This window comes from Cupriavidus sp. 2TAF22, assembly GCF_052115045.1.
Lineage (GTDB): Bacteria > Pseudomonadota > Gammaproteobacteria > Burkholderiales > Burkholderiaceae > Cupriavidus.
Genome location: NZ_JBFRFX010000005.1, coordinates 59,633 through 81,766 on the forward strand (window position 1 = coordinate 59,633; position 22,134 = coordinate 81,766).

Below are 22,134 nucleotides of genomic sequence, written 5' to 3' on the forward strand. Positions count from 1 at the left end.
AGGGATACGTGTCACCCCTTATATTTCACGATGTGGAATGTTGTTTTGAGCCACAAAAAATGTAACTGCGAAGCACAAGGGGCATCTCTCATGATGGGGTATAACTTGCCGCATTGTGAAATTAACGCAGTAACTATATGATTTTGTTGAATAAAAAAACTAAGCGACGACTGCATTCCGGGCTGTTGCGACGCGGAACGCTTCCCTACACTCTTATATAAGACACATGACCCGAGGCGCGAAAAACAGGGCCACCGGGAAGCAGGCAACTGCCTCCGGAAATCACCCCGACAGCGCCTCGGTCGGCTGCCCGGCAGCACGTTCCGGCAAGCCAGCCGCAAGCTTTCTTACGCCATATCCGTCTCAATCACCAGGAGAGTGCACATGTCCCGCGAACAAGAAATCCAGAAGCTGCAAAAGGAATGGGAAACCAACCCGCGCTGGAAGGGCGTGAAGCGCAACTACACGGCGGAAGACGTGGTCCGCCTGCGGGGCTCCGTGCAGATCGAGCACACCCTGGCCCGCCGCGGCGCTGAAAAGCTGTGGCACCTCCTGAACACCGAGCCGTTCGTCAACACGCTGGGCGCGCTGACCGGCAACCAGGCCATGCAGCAGGTCAAGGCCGGCCTGAAGGCCATCTACCTGTCGGGCTGGCAAGTCGCGGGCGACGCCAACCTGGCCGGCGAAATGTACCCCGACCAGTCGCTGTACCCGGCCAACTCGGTGCCGATGGTGGTCAAGCGCATCAACAACACCTTCCAGCGCGCCGACCAGATCCAGTGGAGCGAAGGCAAGGGCGACACCGACTTCTTCGCGCCGATCGTGGCTGACGCGGAAGCCGGCTTCGGCGGCGTGCTGAACGCCTTCGAACTGATGAAGTCCATGATCGAAGCGGGCGCCGCCGGCGTGCACTTCGAAGATCAGCTGGCTTCGGTCAAGAAGTGCGGCCACATGGGTGGCAAGGTGCTGGTGCCGACGCGCGAAGCCGTCGCCAAGCTGACCGCGGCGCGCCTGGCCGCCGACGTGTCCGGCGTGCCGACCCTGGTGATCGCCCGTACCGACGCCGAAGCCGCCGACCTGCTGACCTCGGACGTGGATGACAACGACAAGCCGTTCTGCACCGGCGAGCGCACCGTCGAAGGTTTCTACCGCGTGCGCAACGGCCTGGATCAGTCGATCTCGCGTGCCCTGGCTTACGCCGAAGTGGCTGACCTGGTGTGGTGCGAAACCGGCAAGCCGGATCTGGAGTTCGCCAAGAAGTTCGCTGAAGCCGTGCACGCCAAGTTCCCGGGCAAGATGCTGGCCTACAACTGCTCGCCGTCGTTCAACTGGAAGAAGAACCTGGACGACGCCACCATCGCCAAGTTCCAGAGGGAACTGGGCGCGATGGGCTACAAGTTCCAGTTCATCACGCTGGCCGGCTTCCATTCGCTGAACTACTCGATGTTCAACCTGGCCTACGGCTATGCCCGCAACCAGATGAGCGCCTTCGTCGAACTGCAGGAAAACGAATTCGCCGCGGCCGAGAAGGGCTTCACCGCCGTCAAGCACCAGCGCGAAGTCGGTACCGGCTACTTCGACGCCGTGACCCAGGCCATCGAAGGCGGCCAGTCGTCCACGACCGCCCTCAAGGGTTCGACCGAAGACGAGCAGTTCTTCGACAAGAAAGTAGCCTGAGGCTCCGGCATCCCCGGATCTCCGGACTTCAGATAGACAGGATAGCCAGATCGACTCCTGGTCATCGTGAAGGGCGTGCGACCATCGCGCCCTTCAATTAGGCGCCGCGCCGTCTCCCGCAGGGACGGCGCGGTTTTTTGCTTTCTGGCGGGCCACGTAGGCGTAGGCGAGGGCGGCAGGCTAGGAATCCGGGAGGGGCGCGAGAAATTTCCGGTAAATGTCAAAAATAATGTCTGTATTGATTCGGATATTTCGCGATCATTTTGGATGATTTCGACGATATGATTTCCCGGTGTGTGCCAGAAACGGTACATCGAGAACCGCCGGTGAGCCACCGGCACATGTCCATGCGAGCCCACTGGCGGACGTTCCTGGCCGGTGCTCATCCGATAAGAAATACATTCATGAAGCGCAAATTCTCCCTGGCGGCTGCCATCGGCCTCTCTGCCCTCGCGGTCGGCTGCGCCGGCACCAATGTCGACGGCATGGTGGGTGCCGGTAGCTCGATGCTCAAGGCGGCCTCGCTCAGCGACGCGGACGTCAAGTCCATGTCCGACCAGGCCTGCGCCGAGTCCGACAAGACCAACAAGATTGCGGCGGCCAACAGCGCCTATGGCAAACGCCTGACCAAGATCATGGCCGGCCTGCAATCCATCGACGTCTCCAACATCAACGCCAAGGTCTACCTGAGCAAGGACGTCAATGCCTGGGCCATGGCCAACGGCTGTGTGCGCGTGCTCAGCGGCCTGATGGACATGATGACCGACGACGAAGTGCGCGGCGTGGTGGGCCACGAACTGGGCCATGTGGCGCTGGGCCACACCAGGAACAAGATGCAGGTGGCCTATGCCGCCATGGCGGCACGCGGCGCGCTGGTTGCCAGCGGCAACGGCACCGTGGCCGCGCTGTCGTCCTCGCAACTGGGAGAGCTCGGCGAACAGCTGATCAACGCGCAGTTCTCGCAGACACAGGAGAGCGCCGCCGACGACTACTCCTTCGACGTGCTCGCCAGGAACAAGGCCAACACGCGCGGCCTGGTAACGGCTTTCCAGAAGCTGGCCAAGCTCGACGGCGGCAAGTCCAGCATGTTCTCCTCGCACCCGGGCTCGGCCGACCGCGCCAAGCACATCGAGGACCGCATCAAGAATAGCGCCAGCTAAGCGGCCCGAGCCTGCGCTCGCCGGCATCGGCCGTGCATGCAAGGAAAGGCTGGCATCCCGCGGGGGCGGCCAGCCTTTTCCTTATTCTTTTTCTTATCCTTGCTTTCCTGCCCGGCATCCGAATGCAGATGCGAGCGCGGCAGCGCGATACACCGTCAGCGATACACGATGACCGGAATGTCGGTATGGGTGAGCACCTTCTGCGTCTCGCTGCCCAGCAGCAGGCCCGAGAGGCCGCGCCGGCCATGCGAGGCCATGAAGATGACGTCGCAGCCATGGCGCTCGGCGGCATCGATGATGCCCAGGTAGGGCACGGCGAACGTCGACATGTCCGCATCGAAGGAAATGCCGTCGGCCAGGGCAGCGGCTTCCACTTCCTTCAGGTACAGCCGGGCCTGGCTCTCGATGCGGTCCTTGAACGCCTGCGGGGCTTCCACCACGATCTCGCTGAAGGGCGTGTAGGGATATTCCTCCAGGCACACATAGCCGGTGACACGCGCATTGATTGTCTTGGCCAGTTCCAGCGCGCCGTCGATGGCTTTCTTGGACAGTTCCGAACCGTCGGTGGGTAGCAGGATGTGCTTGAACATGCTGGACTCCTTTGGGGCAAAGAGGCAGTGGATGGCGATGCGCCAGAGGCGGGCCGGACAGCGCCCGCCTGATTCATTGTAGGCAGGGGTGGCGCATGCGTCATTGGCTTAAATCAAATTCCTCTCCTGCGGGCGCGCGTTCCGGCGCGTGCGCGCGCGCCTGCTCGGCCCTTCGCCAGTAGCCCGGATTGCCATACGTGTTCTTGAGGTGATCGATAAACAGCCGCACGCGCAGCGGCAGGTGCTTGCGCTGGGGAAATACGGCATGGATGCCGATCGGCGGCGCCTGGAACTCGTCGAGCACCGTGACCAGCCGGCCGCTGGCGATCTCCTGCCCGACTTCCCACCAGGAACGCCACGCCAGCCCGTGCCCGTGCAGGCACCAGGCATGCAGCACCGCGCCGTCCGTGCACTCCATCGAGCCGCCGACCTTGACCGTGACCGGGCGCCCGTCCTGCTGGAAGGCCCAGCCGCGCTGCACATTGGCGCTGGCGCCGAACGCCAGGCAGTTGTGCCGGGCCAGGTCCTCGGGCACGGCCGGGGTGCCGGCGCGGGCCAGGTACGCTGGGGCGGCGACCACCACGCGGCGGTTCTCGGCCAGGCGGATGGACACCAGGCTGGAATCGGGCAGATCGCCCAGGCGGATGGCGCAGTCGAAGCCCTCGTTGACCAGGTCCACCACGCGGTCGGACAGGTCCAGCGTGATGGTCACGTCGGGGTGCGACTCGATGAACAACGGCACCAGCGGCGCCACGTGCTTGCGCCCGAAGCCGGCCGGCGCCGTCACGCGCAGGTGGCCGCTGGCCTTGACGCCACCAGCCGAAACACTGGCCTCGGCGTTGTGCAGGTCGTTGAGGATGCGCTGGCAGTCCTCCAGGAAGGCCGAGCCCTCGAAGGTCAGGCTGATCTTGCGGGTGGTACGCAGCAGCAGCTTCACGCCGAGGCGCTCTTCGAGCGCGTCGATGCGGCGCCCGATGATCGCGGGCGCCACGCCCTCGGCGGTTGCGGCGGCAGACAGGCTGCCGCGTGCCGCCACCGACACAAAGGTCTCCAGTTGCTTGAAATGATCCACGAATCTCGCCGGTTTGTGCCTCATGCCGCCCTTGCCAGCAAGCGTGCAGGGCAATGGAGTGGATTTGGTGTCTATTCTCTTGAGCGTTAGCGAAGATTAGTGGGGTAAAAGTAAAAGATCAAGTGACCCGCAACGGCTTTGCCGCACTGCAACGTCTACCTACAATGCATGCATTCATTGGTGTACAGGCCCACGCATTGGCAGACCTGCGATGCACGCGGGCCTGCAGGATTCACCCTGAGGAATTTCCTGGCTCATGCAAAAGATCCGCGCAGTCGTCTTCGATGCCTACGGCACGCTGTTCGACGTGTATTCCGTCACCGCGCGCGCAGAACAGCTCTTTCCCGGCAAGGGCGAGGCGCTGGCGATGCTGTGGCGCGAGCGCCAGATCGACTACACCCGCATCCGCTCCCTGGCCGGTCCCGACGGCGCATACTACAAATCGTTCTGGGCGATCACGGTGGATGCGCTGCGCTACGCCGCCGAGCGGCTGCAACTGGATCTTGGCCCGGCCACGGAAGCGCAGTTGCTCAAGGAATACGCCTGCCTGTCGGCCTTCCCGGAGAACCTCGGTGCGCTCAAGCGCCTGCGCGCCGCAGGGCTGCCGCTGGGCATCCTCTCCAACGGCAACCCGGAGATGCTCGATATCTCGGTCAAGAGCGCCGGCATGCACGGCCTGTTCGACCATGTGCTGTCGGTGGACCCGGTGCGCCTCTACAAGACCGCGCCGGCCGCCTACGCGATGGCGCCGCAGGCGTTCGGCTTGCCGGCGGGCGAGATTCTGTTCGTCTCGTCCAACGGCTGGGACGCATGCGGGGCAACGTGGTACGGCTTCACGACTTTCTGGATCAATCGTGCCGGTCATCCGGCGGAGCGGCTCGATGTGAGCCCTGCCGGCACCGGGCACGACATGAACGACCTGCTGCAATTCGCCCGCGCCCGCGGCGCGGCGCTCTGACAGCGGGTAACCCAAACCAACCATCGAACACAGGAGAACACAGATGGCCATCACGCTGCCTGCGGGCATGAAGATCACCGGCGAAATCCTGCCGGCCTACGAAGACATCCTCACGCCGGCGGCCCTGGCCCTGGTGGACAAGCTGCATCGCGCCTTCGAGCCGCGCCGCCAGGAGCTGCTGGCGGCCCGCGTCGAGCGCACCAAGCGCCTGGACGCCGGCGAGCTGCCCGACTTCCTGCCGCAGACCAAGAGCGTGCGCGAAGGCGACTGGAAGGTCGCGCCGGTGCCCCCCGCGCTGCATTGCCGCCGCGTGGAAATCACCGGCCCGGTCGAAGCCAAGATGGTCATCAACGCGTTCAACTCGGGCGCGGACAGCTACATGACCGACTTCGAGGACTCCAACACTCCCAACTGGCACAACCAGTTGCAGGGTCAGGTCAACCTCAAGGCCGCCGTGCGCCGCACGCTGACGCTGGACTCCAACGGCAAGCACTACAAGCTGGCCGACAAGATCGCCACGCTGCAGGTGCGCCCGCGCGGCTGGCACCTCGACGAAAAGCACGTCACCATCGACGGCCAGCGCGTCTCCGGCGGCATCTTCGACTTCGCGCTGTTCCTGTTCCATAACGCCCGCGAACAGATCGCGCGCGGCGCCGGCCCCTTCTTCTACCTGCCGAAGATGGAGAGCCACCTCGAAGCCCGCCTGTGGAACGACGTCTTCGTCATGGCCCAGAACGAAATCGGCCTGCCGCAGGGCACCGTCAAGGCGACCGTGCTGATCGAGACGATCCTGGCCGCATTCGAGATGGAAGAAATCCTGTATGAGCTGCGCGAGCACAGCGCCGGCCTGAACGCCGGCCGCTGGGACTACATCTTCTCGTGCATCAAGAAGTTCAAGGTCGACAAGAACTTCTGCCTGGCCGACCGCGCCAAGGTCACCATGACCGCGCCGTTCATGCGCTCGTACGCGCTGCTGCTGCTCAAGACCTGCCACAAGCGCGGCGCGCCCGCCATCGGCGGCATGAGCGCACTGATCCCGATCAAGAACGATCCGGAGAAGAACGCCATCGCCATGCAGGGCATCATCAACGACAAGAAGCGCGACGCCACCGACGGCTACGACGGCGGCTGGGTGGCCCACCCGGGCCTGGTCGAGCCGGCCATGAAGGAATTCGTGGCAGTGCTGGGCGACGCGCCCAACCAGTTCGGCAAGCAGCGCGACGACGTCAACGTGGCGGCCAAGGACCTGCTGGACTTCCAGCCGGAAACCCCGATCACCGAAGCCGGCCTGCGCATGAACATCAACGTCGGCATCCACTACCTCGGCTCCTGGCTGGCCGGCAACGGCTGCGTGCCCATCCACAACCTGATGGAAGACGCCGCCACCGCCGAGATCTCGCGCTCGCAGGTGTGGCAGTGGATCCGCTCGCCCAAGGGCAAGCTGGAAGACGGCCGCAAGGTGACCGCCGAGATGGTGCGTGGCCTGATCCCGGAAGAACTGGGCAAGATCAAGGAGTTCGTCGGTGGCGACACCAGGACCTATGACCGTGCCGCCGAGATCTTCGAGCAGATGTCGACGTCGGAAGACTTCGCTGAATTCCTGACGCTACCGCTATACGAAGAGATCTGACAGTTCCCATGCGCGGAGAGCACCCGGGCCTGCCCGGGTGCTCGCCGCCGCGGGTCGCCGTCATGAAGCCGTCATGAAGCCGCGCCGCCTCTTGCAGAAGAGGCGGCGCGGTTTTTTTGGGGGCTTGCGTATGCGTGTGCGCGTGCGCGGCGCGGCGTGCAGAGGAAAGAGGCGAGGGCGGCGAACCCGCGACGGCTAGGCCGAGGCCGGGAAGGTCTCTTGCAACAGCGTGCGCACGGTGTCCGCGACGCCGTGCTGGCTGCCGCGGCGCCACGCCAGATGCAACTCGACATCCAGCCCGGCGGCCTTCTCGAGCGGGCGGAAGGCAACACCCGCGTACCCCAGCCTGTGCGCGGACTGGGGGACCAGCGCGACGCCCATGCCTGCGTCGACGAGCGACAGGATGGAATGCGTGTGGCTCAGCGTCTGGACGGTCTCGGGCGCCACGCCTTCGGCACGCAGCCGGCCCGCCACGATCTCGTACAGGTAGCGGGATTCCGACGGGCAGAACTCGATGAAGGGCTGCGCCTCCAGGGACTGGAGGGTCAGCGAACTGCAGCGCATCAAGGGATGCCCGGCCGGCGCCGCAAGCACAAACGGTTCGCGCAGCAGCGGCGCGGACAGCGCAAAGCTGCGTGGCGCGAACGGCCGGACGATGCCAAGCTCGATGCGGTCGGCGCCAATGGCTTCGAGCTGGGCATCCGTCTGCATTTCGCGCAGTGCCACGTGGACCTCCGGGTACCTGGTGCCGATCGCGGCCAGGATCTGCGGCAGCAAGGTGAAGCTGGCGGCAGGGATGAACCCCATCGTCACGGTGCCCGCGTCCGCCCGCATGGCGCGTCGTGCCGCAAGCGTCGCGGCCTGGCTGCGGCGCAGGATGTCCTCCGCTTCGCGCAAGAACGTGGCGCCGGCCAGGGTCAGGCGCACGTTTCCGCCCGAGCGCTCCAGCAGGCGGACCCCGACCTCATGTTCGAGCAGCTGGATCTGCCGGGTAAGCGGCGGTTGCGTCATGTTCAGCAACGCGGCGGCCCGGCCGAAATGCAGTTCCGTGGCCACCGCCACGAAGCTGCGAAGATGCGAGAGCTGAAGCACGATTCAATTCTTGTATTGCGGCATCGCCTGTTTGGATTGGACGCTGCGGCCGGTTCCTCCTTAGAGTGGCACCTCTTGTGTCTTTTCCCCGGGGAGATGAAGGTGGCTACTTTCGAAGGTTCCGCGCTGCGCACCGCGCTTGATGGCATTTCCGGCATCCTGGTCACGCCATTCGATGCAGATGATACCGTCTCGCCGGCACCGCTCGCGCCCGTCGTGGACCGCGCGGTCAAGGCCGGCGTGCATGTGCTGGTTGCCAACGGCAACACCAGCGAGTTCTACGGCCTGCGCGAGCAGGAGGCCGTGCGGATGGTGCACGTGGCCGCCGAATGCGTGGCCGGCCGCGTGCCGCTGCTTGCCGGCGTGGGCCGCAGCGTGCACGAAGCCTGCGCGCTGGCGCGCGCCTCGCGCCGCGCCGGCGCCGATGCGCTGATGGTGCACCAGCCGCCCGATCCGTTCGTGGCGCCGCGCGGGGTGTCGGCCTACGTGCGCAAGATCGCGGAGGCCGGCGAGGGCCTGCCGCTGGTGCTCTACCTGCGCAACGAGAACATCGGGCTGGCTGCCATCGAGGAACTGTGCCGCATCCCTGAGGTGATCGGCGTGAAATGGGCCTCACCCACGCCGCTGGTGCTGGCGCAGGCGATGCGCCGCACGGCCGATCTCGGCCTGGCCTGGGTGGGCGGGCTTGCGGAAGTGTGGGCGCCGCCCCTCTACGCGGTCGGGGCACGCGGCTTTACCTCGGGCCTGATCAACGTGATGCCCGAGCGCTCGGTTGCCATTCATGCCGCACTCGAAGCCGCCGACTACGCCAGGGCGATGCGCCTCATCGACGAGATGCTTCCCTTCGAGGAACTGCGCGCGCAAGAGAACAACGGCGCCAATGTCACGGTCGTGAAAGCCGCGCTGCAGATGATGGGCAACGACTGCGGTGCCACGCGGCCGCCATCGGCGTGGCCCTTGACCCAGCACCAGCATGCGCAACTGCACACCTTGATGTCGGGCTGGGGGCTGGTGCGCTGAAGCCGCGCCGCCGATCCCGCGGCCGCCCTGCTTAACTGACGGGGATCAATTGCCGGGTCCCGGCGGACCGGGGAGATCCGCTGCCGGCACTGCCATCCGTGGCCTCAGTCGATGGCCGCGCCGGAATCCTTGACGAGCTTCGACCACTTGTCGGTGTCGCGGTGGATCAGCACGGCAAACTGCTCCGGCGTCGATGTCAGCGGCGACGCGCCTTGCCGGATCAGCTTGTCGCGCATCGGCTTGTCCTGCGCGATGCGCGAGATCTCGGCCGAGAGCTTTGCGACGACGCTTGCAGGCAGGCCTTTCGGCCCGACCACGCCGAACCAGACGTCTGCCTCATAGCCGGCGATGCCGGCTTCGGCCATGGTGGGGACGTCGGGGAGTGCGGGGGATCGCGTGGCGCTGGTCACCGCCAGGGCGCGCAGCCTGCCGGCTTTGACATGCGGCAGCGAGCCGGGCAGGTTGTCGAACATCAGTTGCACCTGATTGGCCAGCAGGTCTGCCATGGCGGGGCCGCTCCCCTTGTACGGCACGTGGACGATCTGCACGCCGGCCATCGACTTGAACAGTTCGCCCGAGAGATGGTTGGTCGTGCCGTTGCCTGCCGATCCCATATTGAGCGCGTTGGGGTGGCTCTTGGCGTAGTCCACGAGTTCCTTCACGGACTTGACAGGCACCTTGGGGTTGACGACCAGGATGTTGGGCACCCCGGCGAACAGTGCTACCGGCGTGAAGTCCTTTTGCGCGTCGAACGGCAGCCGCTTGTAGAGCGAGGTGTTGATGGATTGCGTGCCCACCGTGCCGAACAGCAGCGTATAGCCGTCCGCGGGTGCCTTGGCGACGACATCCGAGCCGATCGTGCCGCCGGCGCCGGGCCGGTTGTCGACGATGACTTGCTGGCCCAGGGTTTCCGACAGGCGGTTTGCCAGCACCCGGCCAAGCAGGTCGGTGGTGCCGCCCGGCGGAAAGGGCACGACCAGCCTGATCGGCTTGTCGGGAAAGGGGCCGGCCAGCGCCAGGGTGGTCCCCAGCGATAGACAGGCGGCGGCGAGCATGCGCGCAATCGGTTTCATGGGCAGATATCTCCGTCGGACAAGGATACGGTATCGAGGGGAGGGCAGGCCGCGGATGGCGGCCACGGCTAGTGCAGGCCGGCGAGGCCGGCCACAGCCTGTTTCAAGGCGGCGCGGCCGCCGACAACGCCCTGGCGCAAGATGTCGAGCGCTTCCCCGGCCGATGCCAGCTCGCGGCGCTGCGCGGCAGCGTTGTCGCGCACCAGCGAGGGCGAAGGGCCGCCGGCGGCGGTCCTGGCCGCGACGCCCTGTTCTGGATCCAGGCAGCGAGCGACTACGGCAGGCGCGAGTACGATGGCCCGGCCGGTATGGCGCAGCGCCGCGGCGCAAACCATGTCTGTGTCGATCTCGTCGGCAGGAATGCGCTTGTCGAGTGCTTCGCGCACGACGGCGCCCACGATGTGGTGCGCCTCGCGGAAGGACACGCCGGCCTCGCGCACCAGCGCGTCCGCGAGATCGGTCGCCGCGGAGAAGTCACGGCGCGCGCGCGCCACCATGTTCGCCCGCAACGGCGTCGCGTGCTCGAGCACCAGCCGCAGCAGCGCGATGCAGCGCTGGCACTCGTCCATGGACTCCCAGAATCCACGCATGCTCTCGCGATTGCCGTCGCCGGTATGCGTGAAGTGGCTGCCCTTGACCGCCGCGAGCGACGCGGTGAGCAGTCCCAGCATATGGCCGCCCTTGCCCTTGAGATACTCAAGTACGACCGGATTCTTCTTCTGCGGCATGATGCTCGAGGTGCCCGCCACGCTGTCCGGGAACTCGATCAGGCCGAACTCCGGCGTGGACCAGACGAACAGGTCCTGCGCAAACCGGCCCCAGGTGACAGTTGCGATGGTGATGGCGGACTGGATCTCCCACGCAAAGTCGCGCGAGGCCACAGCGTCGAGGGAGTTGGCCACGTAGCTGGAGAAGCCGAGCCAGCGCGCCGTGGCATCGCGGTCGATCGGGAAGGCCGTGCCGGCCAGCGCGCCGGCGCCCAGCGGGCAAGCGTCCAGTCCCGCCAATGCCTGGCGCAGGCGGGTGATGTCGCGGCCAAGCGCCTCCGCCACGCCGGCAAGGTAGTAGCCGTACGTGATGGGCTGGGCGGCTTGCAGGTGGGTGTAGCCGGGCATCACCACGTCGGCGTACTCGGCGGCCTTGTCCAGCACCACGCCGCGTGTGGCCAGCAGGCCCTCCAGGATCGCCATGGCCTTGTCGCGCGCCCGCAGGCGGTCGTGGGTGGCCAGGATGTCGTTGCGGCTGCGCGCCACGTGCAGCCTGCCGCCGGCGTCGGCGCCGGCAACCGCCATCAGGTGCGCCTCGTAGTTGAAGTAGGCATCTTCGCGCGCCGGGTCCAGGGGAACGGCGTCCGGCCCCGCCGACTCGATCCGCATCAGGGCCCGCGCCAGCACGGCGGCTACCTCCGACGGTATCAGGCCTGCGCCGTGCAGCATCAGCAGGTGTGCCTGGTTGATTTCGGTGAGATAGGGAAAGCCGCTGCCGAACTCGCGCATCAGTCGGGGCAGGTAGATGTGCTCGCATACTTCCGCGGCCGTGGGCTGCGTCAGGCGGCGGCTGACTTTGGATTCCATACGTGTTTCTCCAGGGGCGTTGAACACAGTATGGGAATCTCGACGATATATCGTCAAATCAGTAGTTTGGCCGTGAGCATGCAGATTTGATATACCATCGACGGCACGCCCATCCGGGCCGAAAGCACTCCCAAAGGCATGAACTTCAAACAGATCGAAGCGTTCCGGGCGGTGATGCTGAGCCGCTCCATGACGGTCACCGCGGCGCAGCTCCACACATCGCAGCCCAATATCAGCCGCGTGATCGGCCAGCTGGAGCGGGAAGTCGGCTTCCGCCTGTTTGCTCGCATCGGGGGCCGGCTCACGCCGACGACGGAAGCCGAAGCCTTGTTCAAGGACGTGGAGCGATCATTTGCGGGCCTCGACAGCCTGCGCGCCTCCGCTCGCGCGATACGCGAACTCGGGGTGGGCACGCTGCGCATCGGCACGGTGCCTTCCATTGCCATGACGGTCATGCCGGAGGCGATCCTGGCCTTCCGCGAGCAGTACCCCGACGTGCCCATCGCGGTGCATACCAATGACTCGCCGACAGTTGCCAAGTGGACGGCCACCCAGTTCTGCGATTTCGGGCTGGTCTCCTACGTGGTGGAGACCTCGGGCATCGAGAGCGCGCTGCTGCGGCAGGAAGACGGCGTGTGCATCGTGCCGGCCACGCACCGGCTGGCGAAGAAGCGCCGGATTCGGGCCAGCGACCTCGACGGTGAGCGGTTTATCTCGCTGACGCACGGGGATGGCACGCGCGCCACCGTCGACGCGGCATTCGTGCCCGACGGACGCGTCCTGACACTGGAGACGCCCTATGCGGCCACCATCTGCACCATGGTGGGCATGGGCCTGGGGGTCAGCGTGGTCAATCCCGTGGTCGTCCGCAGCCTGAAGCTGCCCGCGGTGAAGGCCATCCCGTTCGAGCCGGCGATCGCGTTCCAGAGCTACGTCCTGCACAACCAGCAACGCGCGGTGCCGGCGCTTGCCCAGGCGTTTCTGGACTGCCTCCATGGCGCGGGCCGCTATTGAAGAGGCCATGAAGCATGGCCGGATCGGACAGGCAAAACGGTCCGAGTGCGAGTGCGGCCGCCAGGCCAGCAGACCTTGCGTTCCGGCGGGGTTTGCCCATGGCGCGCGTGCTTGCCAGGCTTGCGCTGCCTTCGTGGCAGTGAGGCGATGACACGCGTCGCAGGCAAAGCCCGCAGCGGCGCATCCATTGCGGACGACGCCGCGCTTGTCCTACGAGAGGCAGGAGCCGCCGCGCCGGTGCTGCTCGACCAGCGCAGGCAGGGCCGCGTGCAGCCACTCGACGCACACCCGCGTCTTGGCCGTGGCGGGCAGCTTGGACGGGTACACGGCGTAGACGTTGGCCTCCTGTGTCAGCGCGGGCAGGACCTGCACGAGCTTGCCGGTGCGCAACAGATGGCCGACGTCCCATAGCGAGCGCAGCACGATGCCCCGGCCGTCAATGGCCCACTGCGTGGCCACTTCGCCGTTGTTCGCCGAGAGCGGCCCGGTGACCTTTACCGAAAGGACCTCGGCAGCCGCATTTCGCAGGCGCCACAGCCCGAAGGGATGGTCACGTTCCTTGATCACGAGGCAATCGTGGCGGGCAAGGTCCGCCGCCGACCTCGGCATGCCCCGGGCCGCCAGATAGGCCGGCGCCGCGCACAGCACGCGGCTGTTCGGCAGCAGCTTGCGGGCGATCAGGCTGGGCGCGATCTCGTCGCCGACGCGGATATCGAGGTCGAAGCCTTCGGCAGCCACGTCCACCAGCCTGTCGAAGATCTCGAAGCGCACCTGCAGTTCCGGATAGCGGGCCACCAGCCCGGAGATCGCCGGCCCCACGATATTGCGGCCGAAGCCGAAGCTGCTGCAGATCCGAATCAATCCGCGCGGCGCGGCACTGGTCTCGCGCACATCGTCCAGCAGGCGGTCGACCGCATCCAGCACGGTCAGTGCCGACTGGTAGACGCGCTCGCCCTGCTCGGTGACCGCGACCGTGCGCGTACTGCGTAGCAGCAGCTGGACCCCCAGCGTCGCCTCCAGGGCCTTGACGCGTTTGGTGACGTAGGCCGGCGACACGCCGAGCGCCTGGGCTGCCCGCGCGAAGCTGGCCTGGCGGGTGACGGCGACGAAGACGCGCAGGTCTTCATGGAGGGGGGCACTACCCGTACTGTGCATGATTCGTAAATTCTGGATTCACGTAAGGCATAAATATTCACGTATAGGCAATGCTAGCATCGTCCGGGACATCGTTTGGAGAGAATCAGCCATGACACAACGCTTCAAGATCGCCGCCATCCCCGGCGACGGCATCGGCAAGGAAGTGCTTCCGGAAGGCATGAAGGTACTGGCCGCGGCGTCGCGCCGCTTCGGCTTCGAACTGACGGTGAGCGAGCACGAGTGGGCCAGCTGCGACTACTACGCCCGTACCGGCGAGATGATGCCGCCAGACTGGAAGGCGCAGCTCGGCTCGCAGGATGCGATCTATTTCGGCGCCGTCGGCTGGCCGGCGACCGTGCCCGACCACGTGTCGCTGTGGGGCTCGCTGCTCAAGTTCCGCCGCGAGTTCGACCAGTACATCAACCTGCGGCCGGTGCGCCTGTTCGAGGGCGTGCCGTGCCCGCTCGCCAACCGCAAGCCGGGCGACATCGACTTCTTCGTGGTGCGGGAAAACACCGAAGGCGAGTACACCAACCTGGGCGGCCGCATCTTCGAAGGCACCGAGCGCGAGATCGTGATCCAGGAGTCGGTGTTCTCGCGGCACGGCACCGACCGCGTGCTGAAGTTCGCGCTGGAGCTGGCGAACGCGCGCCCGCGCAAGCATCTCACCGTGGCCACCAAGTCCAACGGCATCGCCATCAGCATGCCGTGGTGGGACGAGCGCGCCGACGCCGTGGCCAAGGACTACCCGGAGGTGACGGTGGACAAGCAGCACATCGATATCCTGACCGCGCGTTTCGTGCTGCAGCCCAACCGCTTCGACGTGGTGGTGGCCACCAACCTGTTCGGCGACATCCTGTCGGACCTCGGCCCTGCCTGTACCGGCACCATCGGCCTGGCTCCCTCGGCCAACCTCAACCCGGGCCGCAGCTTCCCGTCGCTGTTCGAACCGGTGCACGGCTCGGCACCGGACATCTACGGCAAGGGCATCGCCAATCCCATCGCCATGATCTGGTCCGGCGCGCTGATGCTCGACTTCCTGGCCGGCGCGGCGCAGGACCCCGCACCGCTGCGGCAGGCGCATGACGCCATCGTGGCCGCCATCGAGCACGTGCTGCGCGACGGCCCGCGTACGCCGGACCTCGGCGGTACGGCCAGCACGGCGGCATTGGGCGACGCCATCGCGGCGCATGTGACGCAGGGCTGACCCGCCGGCCTGCCGGGCGGCCGCTGCCGGGCGGCCGTTGTAGCAAGCCGCAGGAGCGGGCAGAGGCAGGGCCGGGCATGGCCAGGCACCGCCGGGAGGCTTTCATTCCACCTCGCGGTCAGTGGCTTTCCGGGGTGGCTTGCGGGGCGGTTCGCGCTTTTGCGAAGCCATTGCGCATTACCTATACTCTTTCGAGAAGAACCACTTTAGCGTCACATCCAGCGCCAAAAAGCGCATTTCGAGTGCCCGGGGGGAAGGCTGCCAGCAGTGCGCTCGGACGAGGCGCGCCGGCACCGTTCAGGGGCGCATATGCGTTGGCGGTCCTCGCGTTTGTCCATGTTTCGCCTGCGTTCCATTGCCATGGGGCGGGGCGAGGCTTTGCCGCCTCCCGCCGTGCGTGCACGGGCGCCAGCCGGTGTGGCCGAACGCAGGCAGAGAAAAACAAGAGCCAGCTCCGGCCCCGGCCATCCTCGCGATATCGATGGCCTTGGAAACGCTACCCGGGCACCAGCAGGGAGACCGGGATGACCCGCATCATCATCACGCATCTGTCCGGCTCGAAGGCGCACCAGATCGAGCAGTTCGAGGCAGACCGTTTCGACAAGCTGATCCTTGGCCGCGATCCGGCCGCTACCGTCGCCTTCGACCCGCAGCGCGACGACCTGGTCAGCCGCCAGCACGCCGCCATCGAGATCAGGAAAGAGGGGCCGGCCCGCTATATGCTGGTCGACCTGGGCAGCAGCAACGGCACGTTCCATAACGGCCACCCGGTCAAGGACGAGGCGCAGCTGGCGCCGGGCGACACCATCGAACTGGGCGAAGGCGGACCGCGCCTGACATTCGACCTGGAGCCCCGGCCCACGTCGGCTCCCGCGCCGACACGCCTGAACGCGAAAGCGGTAGCTGAAACGCGCATGGCCCAGCCCGCGGCCGCGCCTGCCGCCGCGGTCCCCTCGACGGGGCGCGCCAGCGCGCACGACGGTGCGATGCAGGAAGCCCGGGGTGGCCAGCCGCCGGCGGGCCCGGCCCGGGCCACGGATGATCGCGTGGGCAAAGAAACCGTGCTGCGGATGATGAATCAGGAACGGCGCTCCATCGGACGCAGGGTGATCATCGGCGCGGGCGCCGTGGCCCTGCTGGCAGCCATCGTGGTCGGCGCGTTTGCGCATTTCGGAATCCTGTTCGGCAAAAGCCCCGAGGCAATCATCGCGGAATTCGGCGGAGCGACGGTGGTCGTGGAGGCCCGCTGGCACATCGTGGACAAGAGTACGGGCCGCCAGGTCTATCAGCGCATCTGCATCGTCGAAAACCTGCGGCTTCCGTGCTTTATCCAGATCGACAGCAATCCCGTCCAGCGCTGGCTGACGACGGACGACGATGACCATCGTGGCATCCCGATCGAGGTGGGCGGACGCGGCAGTGGCTTCGTGGTCAAGGACCAGGGTTTCATCCTGACCAACAAGCACGTCGCGCAAGGATGGAAGGTGCCGGGCTGGATGGACTTCGACGCGAGCGGCGGCATCCTGATCCGGATCTCCACGGGCGGCCAGGGCGAAGTCAGCATGGCGCGCATCAACCCGAAGGCCTACCGCCATCTCAATGGCTGGGACTTCGACCACCCGGTGCGCTTGATCAGGCCGAACTTCGCCGTGCCGGGGGGCATGGCGCTTGGCCCCATGTCCCTGGCCGTTCTCGAAGGGCGCAACGAAAGCCTGGCGGTGCGCTTCCCCGACACGCGGGAAAGCATCGAGGCGCGACTGGTCAAGTCTTCCGCCGAAGCAGATGTAGCGGAGATCAAGATCGACGCGACACGGAAATTGCCCACGATCAACCTTGCCTCGGTCGGTTCGCGGCCGCGCGTGGGCGAGCGGGTGACCGTGCTCGGCTATCCGGGCATATCCGAGGAAAAGCACGCCATCGTTCAGTCGAGCGAAGGCGGGAATATCGCCAATTTCGTTGAACTGATTCCGCAGCCCACGGTGACGGAGGGCATCATCGCGAAGGTCGGCGACACGGTCAAGTCCGAGAAGAACGTCCAGACTTACGATGACCTGGGCGATGTCTACCAGCTCACGGTCACCGCGACCGGCCATGGCAACAGCGGCGGCCCCGTGTTCGACCGCGACGGCAAGGTGATCGGGCTGTTCACCTATTCCCGCTCGATGGGCGATGAGCGCGTGACATTCGCGGTCCCGATCAAGTACGGACTTGACCTGCTGCTTAACTGAGTCCAACGGGGAAGCTCGCCATGTGCGCCGACCAGGCTCGCCAAGAAGATCGATCCCGGCTGATGGTCAGGTGCGCGATGCTCAGCGACGCAGGATGCGTGCGCAGCCTGAACGAGGACGCGGTCGGCTGCATGATTCCACGCGAGGACGATCCCTATGCGCGTGCCGGTGCGCTTGCCGTCGTGGCGGATGGCATGGGCGGGCACGCGGCAGGTGAAGTGGCGAGCCAGATCGCGCTGCGTACGGTGCTTCGCGAGTACTACCGCAATCCGGGCCCGCCCACGGATGCGCTGAAAAACGCCTTTGTCATCGCCAATCGGGCGATCGGGGAACATGCCGCCGCCGACCCGAGCTGCAATGGCATGGGAACCACCTGCAGCGCGCTTGCCATCGTCAACGACCTCGCCTATATCGCCCACGTCGGGGATAGCCGGATCTACCTCCTTCGCCAGGGGGAATTCCGGCAATTGACGGAGGACGACTCCCTGGTCCGCGAGATGTACCGTGAAGGGCTGCTCACGGCGGAAGAGGCAAGCAGGCACCCCGACAAGAATGTACTTTTGCGGGCGCTGGGAACGCCGGGCCAGGAGCCGGTCGTTTCACCGGATGGCTTTCCGCTGGCGCACGACGATGTCCTGGTGCTGTGCACCGACGGCATTAGCGATCAGATCGACGACGCGACGATTGCATCGGTGATCATGACGCTCGAGCCGGTCGACGCCTGCCAGAAACTGATAGAGCTGGCCCGCATGGCGGGAGGGGTGGATAACGCATCGGTCGCGATCTGTCGCGTGCAGCAGCAACCGGCCGCGGGCGGCGCGCCGGTTCGCTCGACGCGCGAGACCAGCGCTTTCTGAACGCAATGGGTTGATGGATTCGCCATGTCAGTCCGGCAGATAGGCCACTACGAAATCCGCACCCTGCTTGGACGTGGCGGGATCGGCGAAGTCTATGGCGCTTTCGATACCGAGCTCGAACGCGAGGTGGCCATCAAGACCCTGAGGCCCGAGTTCAGCCTCGACAGGGGATTCCTGGAGCGCTTTCGCGCAGAGGCGACCAGCCTTGCCAAGCTGAACCATCCCAACATCACCACGCTGTATGCGCTGTTCAAGGATGGCGACACCATGTGCATGGTGATGGAGCTGGTGCACGGGCACACGCTCGAGACGATCCTGCAGCGCATTGGCAAGTTTCCCGTGCGCGACAGCCTCGCGGTGGTCATCCAGGCCATCATGGGCCTGCGCTATGCGCACAAGATGGGCGTGATTCACCGGGATATCAAGCCGTCCAACCTGATGCTCACGGACAGCGGCACGCTGAAGATCATGGATTTCGGCATTGCGCGCATCCAGGGTTCGCAACGCCTCACGCAACAAGGCGATGTCGTCGGCACGCTCGCATACGCCTCGCCGGAGCAACTGCGCGGCCACGAAGGCGACGGCCGCAGTGACCTGTACAGCCTGGCGACGGTGCTGTACGAACTCATCTCCGGGCGACTGCCGTTCAACGCGACCAGCGACTATGAGCTGATCCGCGCACAGGTGGAGACGGTACCGCCGCCACTGGCCGCATGGTGCCCGGACCTCGACCCCGGCATCGAGCGCGCGCTGATGCAGGCGCTTGCCAAGGCTCCTGATGAACGGTTCTTCACGGCAGAAGACTTTGGCCGCGCATTGGGGGCTTCGCCGCTGCTTGCGGATGCGCCCGACATCGTGCGCGACGGCGTGCTTCAGACCTACAGCGCGCTCGATCTTCAGGAAACCCTTGTCGCAGGCGCGATATATACAGGCACGAGCACGAGCACGAGCACGAGCACCAGCACCAGCACGAGCGCCAACCCGAACCCGGACCCGGGCGTCAGCACGATCGCGAATCCCAGCATGAGCACGCGGGCGAACCCGAGCCTGCTCCCGGGAGCGCGGCTGCCCGGCCATGCCGATTCCGCGCAAGGCACCGCGCGCGCCGCGGCACCGCCGGTACCTCCGCCGGCCGCTTTCGCCTCGCAGTCCCGGCCAGCCGCGCATGCTCCGGCGCCCGGCACGGCCATCAGGCCGGAGCCGCCGCCGGCGCGCCCGCGCTCGCGCGTCATCGGCCTCGGCGCGGCTGCCGCCGGGCTGGTCATCGGCGCGGGCATCCTCCTCATGGCACTGACGCGACATTCGCAAGACCAGCCCCAGTCGCCCCCGCCGGCGGCGAGCGCGAGGCCGCAGGTATCCGTACCCGAGCCGCCGGCGCAGGAGCAGCCGATCAATCTCCCGCCGATCGCCCTGGTTCCGACGCCGCCGGCCCCGGCGAACCCGGCATCCCCCCCGGCAGGACAGAACGGTGGCAGTCCGGCATCGCAAGCCAGGCCGGACCTCGAGGGAACGGTCGCCCAGGTGCTCGATTCGGGCGCGCTGATCGTCTCCGGGAAGATCGTCAACCTGTCCTCCATACACGGCGAAGACGGCAAGCCGGCCCAGGCCATGCAGCGGTACCTCAAAGGCAAGGGCAACCAGCTTCAGTGTTTTGCAAAAGACAAGGCCTTCCAGTGCTTCGCGGGCGGAGAAGACATCGGCGAGCACGCCCTCAGAAATGGCTGGGCTCGCACAAGGGACGGCGCGCCGGCGCGCTATGCCACTGCCGAGCAGGAGGCACGACGTGCTCGCGCCGGGGTCTGGGCAATGTAGTCATTGGGGCGATCGCGCCTGATCGTCAAAGGGAGATGCGATGAACAGATGGACTATGGCGATCGGCTGCGCCGCGGTGGCCAGCGCGATCGCGGGGTGTGCGACGGGCGATTCGAGCGGCATGAACAAGACCACGTCGGGCGCGCTCATCGGTGCCGGCACGGGCGCGGCGCTCGGTGGGCTTTTCAGCCATGGCAACGCGGGCGCCATTGTCGCCGGCGGCATGGCCGGTGCGCTGCTTGGCGGCATCATTGGCCGGGAGATGGACGAGCGCGACCGCGAAGCGCGCCAGGCCGCGCTCAAGCAAGCCCTGCAGACCAGCGAGAACAACCAGCCCAAGACCTGGCGCAACGCGAAGACGGGGAACTCCGGCACCATCAAGCCGCTCTCCGGGTACACGAAGTCACCGACTGCCCAGACGTGCCGGAAATTCAACGAGACCTATGTGAAGGAAGGAAAGACATACGAGCAGTCTTCGCGGGCATGCCGTAACGCAAACGGGGAGTGGGAGCTTGCCAACCCCTAGCGATTTCCCGGATCTGACCATGGACCGACGCGAACGCGCCCTGCGCTTGTGCCTGCTGCTGGCCTTGGCCCTGGCCCTGACGCTGACCGGCATCTGGCCTGCGTGCGCGCAAGCGCAGCGCACCGGATCGGTCGACATCGGGCATCTCGGCGGCGACATGAAAGCCGCGGGTGCCGGCAAGCATGCCGGTGCAAAGGGCAAGGGCCACGAGGGGATGCTGCGCAGCGGTACGGCGTTCTTCGTGACCCAGTCAGGCGACATGCTCACCAGCGCGCACGTCGTTCGCGGCTGCCAGCGGATCAACGTCTGGCCGCGCGACATGGCGAGCATGCCCGCCTCCCTGGTGGCGATCGACGACCAGCTGGACGTGGCACTGCTCGCAACCAACCGTGCCGTGAAGATGGCTGCGCGGCCTCTCGCCGTTTCCGTCCATCAAGGCATGTCGGTCTATACGATCGGCTTCGGTCTCACGCCGTCGTCGCCGCTCGTGCCTGTCATGACGCGCGGAGACGTGCGCGGCACCGCCCAGCCTAGGGGCCACCGGCTGCTGGTGCTGCGCGCGGCCTTGCATGAGGGCAACAGCGGAGGCCCGGTCGTCGACGCACAGGGGGCGCTGCTCGGCATGATCGTGGGGCGGTACACGGACAACCCGGAACTCAGCGTTGCGGTCTGCGCGCAGGATCTTGCCCGGTTCGTCGATGCGAGGCCGGGCGCGCCGGCGCCTGTCGTGCCCCAGGCGCCGGAAATGAAGCCGGGCGCAAGGCTGCGCCAGATTTCGGCTCTCGTCCAATGCCTGGAATAGGCGTGCTCTGGCGGGGGGCGACGGATATGGAAACTGGAAACCGATGAGGACTGGCGGCGATCGCGACGGCGAGCCGCACCGGCGTGGAAACGCGCAAATCTCTGGAGATCCAACATGGCAAAGACTACGCAAGTCACGATCGCAATGCATTGCTTGCTGCGCTTGTCGCTCACTGCGCTCTGCATCCTGGCTGCCTGGCCTGTCGCCCACGCCGGCGACAACCTTATGCGGGAGCAGGACATCAGCGTGGAAGCCATCACCAATGCCTTGACGCCGCAGGATGCCAGCGCCAGGACCGAGACGCTCGGCATCACGCATCGCGATGTCTATGCGGCGCAGGAGGCCGCCAGCCCGGCGAAAGATCCGTCCGCCCAGCTGCTGATCACATTCAACAGCAATTCATCGAGACTGACCGACAGTGCGCGTGCCGCGCTAGGCAAGGTCGCCCGCGGACTGCAGTCGGCAAAACTCTCGCCGTACAAGTTTCGTGTCGAAGGGCATGCGGACCCGCGCGGACCGGCAAATGCCAACCTGAAGCTCTCCGAGAGCCGTGCCGCGGCAGTGGTGGAGTACCTCACGCTGGAGGGGCGCATTGCCGCCGACCGGCTGACGCCGGTCGGCAAGGGCTCCGCCGAACCGATGAATCTGCAGAATCCCTCAGCGCCGGAGAATCGGCGCGTGACCATCGTCACGGTGAAGGACTGA

General features: G+C 66.1%; 19 protein-coding genes. 13 read left to right on the forward strand and 6 right to left on the reverse strand.

The window, feature by feature from the left end; genetic code table 11:
- The first annotated feature begins 384 nt into the window (after window positions 1–384).
- Both aceA and AB4Z48_RS08085 read left to right on the forward strand, forming a co-directional pair.
- The gene (gene aceA / locus AB4Z48_RS08080) at window positions 385–1,677 is read left to right on the forward strand and encodes an isocitrate lyase (RefSeq protein ID WP_441613390.1); all 1,293 of its coding nucleotides are present in this window, start codon (window positions 385–387) and stop codon (window positions 1,675–1,677) included.
- Window positions 1,678–2,081: 404 nt separating this feature from the next.
- Window positions 2,082–2,837 carry a M48 family metallopeptidase gene (locus AB4Z48_RS08085; RefSeq protein ID WP_441613391.1) on the forward strand — a complete coding sequence of 252 codons (756 nt, stop codon included), beginning with the start codon at window positions 2,082–2,084 and terminating at the stop codon, window positions 2,835–2,837.
- Window positions 2,838–2,992: 155 nt separating this feature from the next.
- Here the strand turns inward: AB4Z48_RS08085 and AB4Z48_RS08090 are convergent, their stop codons facing one another.
- Together AB4Z48_RS08090 and AB4Z48_RS08095 are read right to left on the reverse strand one after the other, a co-directional pair.
- Window positions 2,993–3,427 carry a universal stress protein gene (locus AB4Z48_RS08090; protein WP_441613392.1) on the reverse strand — a complete coding sequence of 145 codons (435 nt, stop codon included), beginning with the start codon at window positions 3,425–3,427 and terminating at the stop codon, window positions 2,993–2,995.
- A 100-nt stretch (window positions 3,428–3,527) separates the two neighbouring features.
- The gene (locus AB4Z48_RS08095; RefSeq protein ID WP_441613394.1) at window positions 3,528–4,499 is read right to left on the reverse strand and encodes a LysR family transcriptional regulator; all 972 of its coding nucleotides are present in this window, start codon (window positions 4,497–4,499) and stop codon (window positions 3,528–3,530) included.
- 256 nt (window positions 4,500–4,755) lie between these two features.
- On the opposite strand from AB4Z48_RS08095, the gene AB4Z48_RS08100 reads away from it, so the two are divergent.
- Both AB4Z48_RS08100 and aceB read left to right on the forward strand, forming a co-directional pair.
- Complete coding sequence (locus AB4Z48_RS08100; protein WP_441613395.1) at window positions 4,756–5,457, forward strand: haloacid dehalogenase type II; 702 nt, start codon at window positions 4,756–4,758, stop codon at window positions 5,455–5,457.
- A 43-nt stretch (window positions 5,458–5,500) separates the two neighbouring features.
- Window positions 5,501–7,087, forward strand: coding sequence for a malate synthase A (gene aceB / locus AB4Z48_RS08105; RefSeq protein WP_441613397.1), 1,587 nt, complete (start codon window positions 5,501–5,503; stop codon window positions 7,085–7,087).
- Between the two features lie 195 nt (window positions 7,088–7,282).
- On the opposite strand, the gene AB4Z48_RS08110 is transcribed toward aceB, so the two are convergent.
- The gene (locus tag AB4Z48_RS08110) at window positions 7,283–8,179 is read right to left on the reverse strand and encodes a LysR family transcriptional regulator (protein ID WP_441613398.1); all 897 of its coding nucleotides are present in this window, start codon (window positions 8,177–8,179) and stop codon (window positions 7,283–7,285) included.
- Between the two features lie 96 nt (window positions 8,180–8,275).
- On the opposite strand from AB4Z48_RS08110, the gene AB4Z48_RS08115 reads away from it, so the two are divergent.
- Window positions 8,276–9,199 (forward strand): dihydrodipicolinate synthase family protein, encoded by a 924-nt coding sequence (locus tag AB4Z48_RS08115; RefSeq protein WP_441613399.1) that lies wholly within the window; start codon window positions 8,276–8,278, stop codon window positions 9,197–9,199.
- A gap of 104 nt (window positions 9,200–9,303) precedes the next feature.
- Here the strand turns inward: AB4Z48_RS08115 and AB4Z48_RS08120 are convergent, their stop codons facing one another.
- Window positions 9,304–10,272 carry a Bug family tripartite tricarboxylate transporter substrate binding protein gene (locus tag AB4Z48_RS08120; protein ID WP_441613400.1) on the reverse strand — a complete coding sequence of 323 codons (969 nt, stop codon included), beginning with the start codon at window positions 10,270–10,272 and terminating at the stop codon, window positions 9,304–9,306.
- 68 nt (window positions 10,273–10,340) lie between these two features.
- Window positions 10,341–11,846, reverse strand: coding sequence for an argininosuccinate lyase (gene argH, locus AB4Z48_RS08125; RefSeq protein ID WP_441613401.1), 1,506 nt, complete (start codon window positions 11,844–11,846; stop codon window positions 10,341–10,343).
- A gap of 138 nt (window positions 11,847–11,984) precedes the next feature.
- On the opposite strand from argH, the gene AB4Z48_RS08130 reads away from it, so the two are divergent.
- On the forward strand, window positions 11,985–12,860 hold the full coding sequence (locus tag AB4Z48_RS08130) for a LysR family transcriptional regulator (protein ID WP_441613402.1): 876 nt from the start codon (window positions 11,985–11,987) through the stop codon (window positions 12,858–12,860).
- A gap of 210 nt (window positions 12,861–13,070) precedes the next feature.
- Here the strand turns inward: AB4Z48_RS08130 and AB4Z48_RS08135 are convergent, their stop codons facing one another.
- Window positions 13,071–14,015 carry a LysR substrate-binding domain-containing protein gene (locus AB4Z48_RS08135; protein WP_441613403.1) on the reverse strand — a complete coding sequence of 315 codons (945 nt, stop codon included), beginning with the start codon at window positions 14,013–14,015 and terminating at the stop codon, window positions 13,071–13,073.
- 91 nt (window positions 14,016–14,106) lie between these two features.
- Here AB4Z48_RS08135 and AB4Z48_RS08140 point away from each other — a divergent pair, with 91 nt between their 5' ends.
- The 7 genes from AB4Z48_RS08140 (at window position 14,107) to AB4Z48_RS08170 (ending at window position 22,134) form a co-directional block, all read left to right on the forward strand.
- The gene (locus AB4Z48_RS08140) at window positions 14,107–15,204 is read left to right on the forward strand and encodes a tartrate dehydrogenase (RefSeq protein ID WP_441613404.1); all 1,098 of its coding nucleotides are present in this window, start codon (window positions 14,107–14,109) and stop codon (window positions 15,202–15,204) included.
- A 524-nt stretch (window positions 15,205–15,728) separates the two neighbouring features.
- Window positions 15,729–17,432, forward strand: coding sequence for a trypsin-like peptidase domain-containing protein (locus AB4Z48_RS08145; RefSeq protein ID WP_441613405.1), 1,704 nt, complete (start codon window positions 15,729–15,731; stop codon window positions 17,430–17,432).
- A gap of 20 nt (window positions 17,433–17,452) precedes the next feature.
- Complete coding sequence (locus tag AB4Z48_RS08150; RefSeq protein ID WP_441613406.1) at window positions 17,453–18,289, forward strand: protein phosphatase 2C domain-containing protein; 837 nt, start codon at window positions 17,453–17,455, stop codon at window positions 18,287–18,289.
- Window positions 18,290–18,313: 24 nt separating this feature from the next.
- Window positions 18,314–20,101, forward strand: a complete 1,788-nt coding sequence (locus tag AB4Z48_RS08155; protein ID WP_441613407.1) for a protein kinase domain-containing protein — start codon at window positions 18,314–18,316, stop codon at window positions 20,099–20,101.
- 55 nt (window positions 20,102–20,156) lie between these two features.
- Window positions 20,157–20,627: an RT0821/Lpp0805 family surface protein gene (locus AB4Z48_RS08160; RefSeq protein WP_441613408.1), complete on the forward strand. Its 471-nt coding sequence runs from the start codon at window positions 20,157–20,159 to the stop codon at window positions 20,625–20,627.
- A 19-nt stretch (window positions 20,628–20,646) separates the two neighbouring features.
- Window positions 20,647–21,429, forward strand: coding sequence for a S1 family peptidase (locus tag AB4Z48_RS08165; RefSeq protein WP_441613409.1), 783 nt, complete (start codon window positions 20,647–20,649; stop codon window positions 21,427–21,429).
- 114 nt (window positions 21,430–21,543) lie between these two features.
- Entirely contained in the window at window positions 21,544–22,134 is a 591-nt protein-coding gene (locus tag AB4Z48_RS08170; RefSeq protein WP_441613410.1) for an OmpA family protein, read from the forward strand.